Raw genomic sequence first — 7,041 nt, 5'->3', positions numbered from 1 at the left:
GCCGGGATTTTTCGAATGGACATCCTTGTCCATTCGAAAAACGGCGCGCGTCCTGCGCGCCGCCCTTCGGGTCTACGACTGCTCGCGTGGGTGCGGGGCTATGGATTCCAATGCAGGGGCAACGGCAACGGCAACGGCAACGGCAACGGCAACGGCAACCGCAGCCGCAGCCGCAGCCGCAGCCGCAGCCGCAGTAACGGAAGCAGCAACGGAAGCAGCAACGGAAGCAGCAATGGCGCCGGCATCCCCGCATCGCTTCCTCCGAACACCCCCGGTCTGAACGTTTCTCCGACATCCGTCGCCGGTATCGCGGCTATCATCCCGCGCATGCCGAATTCGACCCGTTCCCGCGACGCCTGGCTGTTCTGGATCATCGCCCTGCTGGTGCTGGGCGCCGGGCTGGGGTTGCGCGATCCCTGGCCGGCCGACGAACCGCGGTTCACCCTGGTCGCCAAGCAGATGGTCGAAAGCGGGGATTGGCTGTTCCCGCATCGCGGCGTCGAGCTGTACTCGGACAAGCCGCCCTTGTTCATGTGGCTGCAGGCGGCCGCCTACACGGTATTCCGCGATTGGCGCGTGGCCTTCCTGCTGCCCTCGCTGCTGGCCGCGCTGGGCACCCTGTGGTGCGTGGTCGACCTCGGCCGCCGCCTGTGGACGCGCAAGGTCGGCCTGTACGCGGGCTGGGCGCTGCTGTTCGCGTTCCAGTTCACCTGGCAATCCAAGAAGGCCCAGATCGATCCGCTGGTGGTGTTCTGGATCACCCTGGCCAACTACGGCCTGCTCCGGCATGTGCTGTCCTGGCGCAAGGACGGCGGCGGCGACTGGCGGATGTGGACCCTGGCCTGGGCCGCGGCGGGCCTGGGCACCATCAGCAAGGGCGTGGGCGCGATCGCGCTGCTGATGCTGATCCCGGCCGGCATCGCCTCGCTGCGCGGCTGGCGCGTGCGCGTGCAGGCGGCCAATCCGCGGTTTTGGCTCGGCCCGCTCGCGTTCGTGGCCGCGGCCTGCGTGTGGCTGGTGCCGATGGTGATCGCCGCGACCGGCAACGGTTCGCCCGAGTACCGCGCCTACATGGACGACATCCTGCTGCGCCAGACCGCCAAGCGCTACGGCGCGTCCTGGGACCACGGCCAGCCGCCGTGGTACTTCCTGCAAGTCGTGTTGACCATGTGGCTGCCGACCATGCTGGCGTTGCCCTGGGCGATCCCGGCCTGGTGGCGCCGCCTGCGCCGGCGCGATCCGCGTTACCTGCTGCCGCTGGCCTGGTGGCTGCTGGTGCTGGTGTTCTTCACCCTGCCCAACGGCAAGCGCGACATGTACATCCTGCCGGCGCTGCCGATGGTGTGCCTGGCGTTGGCGCCGCTGCTGCCGGGCATCGTGCGCAAGCTGTGGCCGCGCCGCATCGCCGCCGGTTTCAGCTGGCTGTTCGCGCTGGGCCTGCTGGGCATGGGCGCGGCGATGTGGTTCGGCAACCCCGGTTTCGAGCGCAAGCTGGTCGCCGAGCGCGGCATCGCCGAGGGCGCGCATGCGATGGCGGCCAGCCTGATGGCGGTCGGCGTGTGGGGCCTGGCCAGCCTGCTGTGGTTCGGGCCGCGGCGCCCGCTGGCGGCGATGGCGTCGCTGCTGACCGGCTTGTGGGTCGGTTTCGGTCTGCTGATGGCGCCGCTGCTCAACGATTCATCGTCGGCGCGCGGGCTGATGACCGAAGTGGGCCAGACCATCGGGCCGAAGGCGGAACTGGCCCTGGTGGCCTGGCGCGAGCAGAACCTGTTGATGGCCGATCGCCCTGCCACCACCTTCGGCTTCAAGCTCGACTTCAAGGAGCAGATGCGCCGCGGCCTGGCCTGGCAGGCGCAGAGCCCCGATACGCGCTGGCTGCTGGTGCAGGACGTGGCGCTGGACGCCTGCGTCGACCAGGCCCTGAGCGTCCACATGGGCAACGCCAACCGGCGTGGCTGGACGCTGGTGCCGGGTGCCGCGATCCACGCCTGCGCCATCGGACGCGAATGAGGGGCAAGGATTCCTTCGCGCGCGCGGCGCCTAACCCTGTGGGAGAGCGGCGTAAGCCGCGATGAGAATCGGTAACGACGCAAGCCCCGAACAACAGGTGTCATGGATCTGCATGCCGCGGGGGTTGTTGCCTTAGGGACCGATGCGCCGCCTCCGGCGGCATCGCGGCTTACGCCGCTCCCACAGATGGCGACCCGTAGGATGCGGTGAGCCGCAGGCGAACCGCATCGTCGCGCCGAACCCAATGCCCGCGCCGCCGCGGCCATCGCCCGATGCAGGCAAGCACGGCGCTCGGCGTGTTCGCCCGCTACTGCTTGCGCAAATCCGGTAGCGGCGCCACCGCGAATTCCGCCACATGCCGATCCAAGCCCACCGGCGCGCGCACCCGCCCGCTGGTCTTGGCCTCGGCCAGCAGGGCGTCGTTGGGGCTGTCGCCGTCGTCGTGGCGCTCGCGGTGGTACAGGTGCGTGGCCAGGCCGGCGAAGCGCAGCGAGCGCCGCTCCAGGCCGGCGTGGAAGGCGCGCACGGCCAGGTCCTTGTCTTCGCGGCCCCAGCCTTCGTAGCGCTCGTCGAAACCGTTGAGCGCGATCAGATCCTCGCGCCACCAGCCCTGGTTGCAGGTCTTGATCGCGGCCGTGCTCTGGCCGCGCGTGGCGCGCAGCGACAGCGCTGCCAGCGGCGGGATGCGCAGGGTGTGGCGGCGCCGGGTCAGACCGCGATCGAAGAAACCCAGGGCGCGGGTCTCGCCCGACAGCAGCCGATCGCGGCCGACCTCGTCGGTGAGCACGCGCTGGCCCTGCACGAAGCTGCCCGGCTGCGCCGCGCGCAGGTGGTCGGCGACGAACTGCGGATGCGCGAGCATGTCGCCGTCCAGCAGCAGCACGTAGTCGCCCGAGGTCGCCGCGATGGCGCGGTTGCGCGCCAGGGCGACGCGGAAACCGCGATCCTCCTGCCAGCTGTGGCGCAGCGGCACCGGATAATCGCGCGCGATCGCGGCGATCCGCGCGCGCGTGTCCTCGCGCGAGCCGTCGTCGGCCACCACCACCTCGTAGGGCAGGTGGCGCTGGCGCGCGAGCGCGCCCAGGGCCAGTTCCAGCGCCTCGGGCCAGTTGTAGGTGGTGATGACCACGCTCGCGCGCGGGGCAGGGGATGCGTTCATGGTTCCGAGGTGGTGACGCGCTGACCGTTCTGCAACATCCACAGCATGATGGTCTTCTGGCGCACGTAGTTGGCGCGCACATAGGCGTAGACCAGCCCGTGCCAGCCGTCCAGGAAGCCCAGCCGCAGCACGTAGCCGCGCCAGAAGCGCCAGGCCGGCGCCAGCACCAGCTTGCCCAGGGTCGCGCGCTTGCCGCGCGCGTAATCGTGCTCGGCCATCATCCGGGCGTAGCGCTGGGTCTTGGCCAGCTGCTGCTCCAGCGAGCGGTAGGGGTAGTGGATGAGATCGCCGGGCAGGGTGCGCACGGGGCCGTCGACGCTGGCGGCCTCGTGCACCTCGCGCTGGCCGCGCCAGCCGCCGCGGCGGCGGTCGAACAGGCGCAGCACGCGGTCGGGATAGGCGTTGCCGTGACGCAGGAATTTGCCGAAATACTCCGACAGGCGCGCGAAACGGTAGCCGGCCGCGGCGCCGAAGCCGGCGGCCTGCTCGGCCTGGATCGCCGTGCGCAGGGCGTCGTCGACGCGTTCGTCGGCGTCCAGGCACAGCACCCAGTCGTGTGCGGCCTGCTCGATCGCGAACTGCTTCTGGCTGCGGAAGCCGTCGAACTGCCGCTGCAGCACGCGCGCGCCGGCCGCGCGCGCGATCTCGACCGTGGCGTCGGTGGAATAGGAGTCCACCACCACCACCTCGTCGCAGAACGCCAGCGAGGCCAGGCAGTCGCCGATGCGATCGGCCTCGTTGAAGGCGATGATGCAGGCCGAAAGCTGGCAAGATGCCTGCGCCGCGCGCGCTTGCGCGCCCGCGGCAGCCACGTTCGATTCAGTCCGGGAAGCGTTGATGGCGGATTACCTGTTGTTCGCGAGCGAGCGTTATGCGCTGCCCATCCTGCAACCGCTGGCCGATGCGCTGCAAGCGCAGGGGCACGCGGCGCATGCCTGGTTCGTCGACGGCGCCGCCGGGGCCAAGTTGGCCGCACCGGTGCGCAGCATCGGCCTGCACGAGGCCGTGGCGCTGAAACCGCGGGCGGTGTTCAGCGCCGCCAATTGGGTGCCGCCCTTCGTGAGCGGGGCCAAGGTCCAGCTGTTCCACGGCTTCAACGTCGAGAAGCGCGAGGACGCGCGCGGCCATTTCCGCGTGCGCGGCCTGTTCGATCTGTACTGCACCCAGGGCCCGGCCACCACCGCGCCGTTCCGTTCGCTGGCCGCCGAGGCCGGCCACTTCGCCGTGGTCGAGACCGGTTGGCCCAAGCTGGACCCGCTGTTCCGCGACGACGATGGCAGCGCCGCGCGCCTGCGCCGGCGCGCCGGGCGGCGCCCGGTGGTGCTGTTCGCCTCGACCTTCACCGAACGCCTGAGCGCGGCCCCGCACCTGTACGAGGCGATCGCCCAGGAAGTCCGCCGCGGCGACCGCTACTGGCTGCTGACCCTGCACCCCAAATGCCCGCCGGAGCTGTTCGAGCGCTATCGCAAGCTGGCCGGCCCCAACGCCGATTTCGTCGAGACCGAGCAGTTGATCGCGGCCCAGCGCGCGGCCGACGTGCTGGTGGCCGACACCACCTCGGTGGTCTCGGAGTTCGTGGTCCAGCGCAAGCCGGTGGTGACCTTCCGCAACCGCGCGCCGAAAGCGCACATGATCGATTTCCACGAGCCGGCCGAACTGCCGGCGATGCTGGAACAGGCCTTCACCCCCGGCCCGGAGCTGCAGGCCTCGCTGGACGCCTACGCCGACGCGATCCATCCCTACCGCGACGGGCGCTCGTCCGAGCGGGTGATCGCGGCCACCGAGGACCTGCTCGCCGGCCGCCTGGGCCGCCTGCGCGCCAAGCCGTTCTCGGCGCGCCTGCGCGCGCTGCAGATCCGCCGCGAGCTGGGCTATTGGGGCCGCGGCTGAGCCGGACGTAGGAGCGGCAGCCACCTGCCTTTGGCCTTCGTAGGATGAGGTGAGCCGCAGGCGAACCGCATCATCGCGAGGGCCCGCAAGTCCGCGCCGGTGCGGTTACCACCGCACCCTACGGCCGGCGCGGCTTCTGCGTAAGACAGCCCGCCGCGAGTCCCGCCTTCGTAGGATGCGGTGAGCCGCAGGCGAACCGCATCATCGCGAAGGCCCGCAAGTCCGCGCCGGTGCGGTTACTACCGCACCCTACGGCCGGCGCGGCTTCTGCGTAAGACGGCCCGCCGCGAGTCCCGCCTTCGTAGGATGCGGTGAGCCGCAGGCGAACCGCATCGTCGCGAGGGCCCGCAAGTCCGCGCCGGTGCGGTTACCACCGCACCCTACGGCCGGCGCGGCTTCTGCGAAAGACAGCCCGCCGCGAGTCCCGCCTTCGTAGGATGCGGTGAGCCAAAGGCGAACCGCATCATCGCCGCACCGCACGTGCGCCGCCGCCCTCCGCCTACCAATGCAGCTTGCGTACCGCCAGGGTCGCCGACAGCTCGCGGTACAGCGCCTCGGCCTCGGCCAGCGGCAGGAATCGGATCCGCAGCGGCGGCGCCAAGGCCCCCGCGCCGGCGGTGTCCAGCCACAGCGTGGCGGTGCCGCAGCGGCGGTCGATCGGGCTGCGGCTGAGCTGCAGGGCCTGCAGCTTGTCGATCTCGGCGAAACGCCAATAACGCTTCCACCAGCCTTCGCGCACCGCGACCACTTCGGCCCCCAGCGCATAGCCCATGCGATGCGCGCGCTGGCGTGCCTTGAACACCGCCCACGGCAGCCACAGCAGCGCCAGCAGGCCCCAGGCGCCGAAGCGGAAGCACAGCAAGGCGGTGACCGCCGCCAGCCAGGGCGTGCCGGGCAGGAACAGCCGCCACCAGCTCGCCAGCGGCAGCGAGCGCCAATCCAGGCGCGACCATCCGGCCTTCGGCAGCAGATGTTCGATCAGCGATGCGCAGACCGCCGGCGTCGCGATCGGCGCCAGTTCGCGCAGGGCGCGTTCCTGCTCCTGCTCGTTGCCGACCGCGGTCTCGATTTCCAGCGTGCGCCGGCGCAGCAGCCGGTGCACGGGGCCTTCGCGCAGGGTCCAGGCCTGGATCCGGCGGCGCGAGGCGCTGGTGCGCCAGCGCGCCAGCAGGCCGCGCTCGACGGTCAGGCGGCGGCCGTGCTCGCTGAGGCGGAAGCCGTAGTACTGCAGCAGCGCCAGCAGCATCGACAGCAGCCGCACCAGGCCCACGAACAGCCCCAGCAGCACCAGGGCCGCCAGCAGGTACTGCAGCGCGCCGAAATGGTGTTCGCTGGTCCAGCCGAACAGGGACAGCACCAGTTGCCGGATCTGGCCGCCCATGCCTTCCGGCAGCAGATCGCGGCTGTAGGGCATGAAACCGGCGATACCGGCGCCGACCACGAACATACCGCGGTTGTTGATCAGGCCCAGGCGCAACACTTCGCCCAGCGGCATCGTCAGCAGCGGCGGCGCTGCGCTGTCGTCGGCGGCCAGGCTCGCGCCCGCGGCCGCGCCGCGGCGGCGCACCAGCGCTTCCAGCGCCAGCGCGTCGGACAGCTTGAGCACGCGCATCTCGGCTTCGGGCTTGTTGCCGCCGGCCGATTCCAGGCGCACCTCGGCCACCCCGAACACCCGGTGCAGCGCCGACTGGCGCAGCGCGACGTTGTGGATGCGCGCGAACGGGATCACCCGCAGGCTGCGCTCGAACAGGCCGCTGCGCACCACCAGGCTGTCGCCGGTGGCCCCGTAGCGGTAGGTGAAGTACTGCCACAGCGACAGCACCACCAGCACGCCGACCGCGAGCAGCGACCACAGTTCGTTGCGATCGCCGCGCCCGAACACCAGCAGCGCGATCAGCGGCACGATGAACTGGCGCAACTGCGCCAGCAGCACGAACAGCCACGACATCGGGTGCAGGCGGCGTTCGGCGCTCGCGGCCTCG

At 71.0% G+C, this 7,041-nt stretch carries 5 protein-coding genes; 2 read left to right on the top strand and 3 right to left on the bottom strand.

The features are described from left to right. Window positions 1-327: 327 nt before the first annotated feature. Window positions 328-2,010: a glycosyltransferase family 39 protein gene (locus V1318_RS15805; protein WP_332940680.1), complete on the top strand. Its 1,683-nt coding sequence runs from the start codon at window positions 328-330 to the stop codon at window positions 2,008-2,010. 307 nt (window positions 2,011-2,317) lie between these two features. Here V1318_RS15805 and V1318_RS15800 read toward each other — a convergent pair whose 3' ends face one another. Both V1318_RS15800 and V1318_RS15795 read right to left on the bottom strand, forming a co-directional pair. Then, complete coding sequence (locus V1318_RS15800) at window positions 2,318-3,169, bottom strand: glycosyltransferase family 2 protein (RefSeq protein ID WP_332940679.1); 852 nt, start codon at window positions 3,167-3,169, stop codon at window positions 2,318-2,320. Then, window positions 3,166-3,981 (bottom strand): glycosyltransferase family 2 protein, encoded by an 816-nt coding sequence (locus V1318_RS15795; protein WP_332940678.1) that lies wholly within the window; start codon window positions 3,979-3,981, stop codon window positions 3,166-3,168. Before V1318_RS15795 ends, V1318_RS15800 begins: the two co-directional genes overlap by 4 nt. 22 nt (window positions 3,982-4,003) lie before the next feature. On the opposite strand from V1318_RS15795, the gene V1318_RS15790 reads away from it, so the two are divergent. Then, window positions 4,004-5,059: a CDP-glycerol glycerophosphotransferase family protein gene (locus tag V1318_RS15790; RefSeq protein WP_332940677.1), complete on the top strand. Its 1,056-nt coding sequence runs from the start codon at window positions 4,004-4,006 to the stop codon at window positions 5,057-5,059. A 499-nt stretch (window positions 5,060-5,558) separates the two neighbouring features. Here V1318_RS15790 and V1318_RS15785 read toward each other — a convergent pair whose 3' ends face one another. After that, window positions 5,559-7,007 (bottom strand): PH domain-containing protein, encoded by a 1,449-nt coding sequence (locus V1318_RS15785; RefSeq protein WP_332940684.1) that lies wholly within the window; start codon window positions 7,005-7,007, stop codon window positions 5,559-5,561. Window positions 7,008-7,041 lie beyond the last annotated feature (34 nt).

Source organism: Lysobacter sp. CCNWLW3, assembly GCF_036697405.1.
GTDB lineage: Bacteria > Pseudomonadota > Gammaproteobacteria > Xanthomonadales > Xanthomonadaceae > Lysobacter.
The sequence above is the reverse complement of the archived record's forward strand: the minus strand, read 5'-3'. Positions and strand labels throughout refer to the sequence as shown.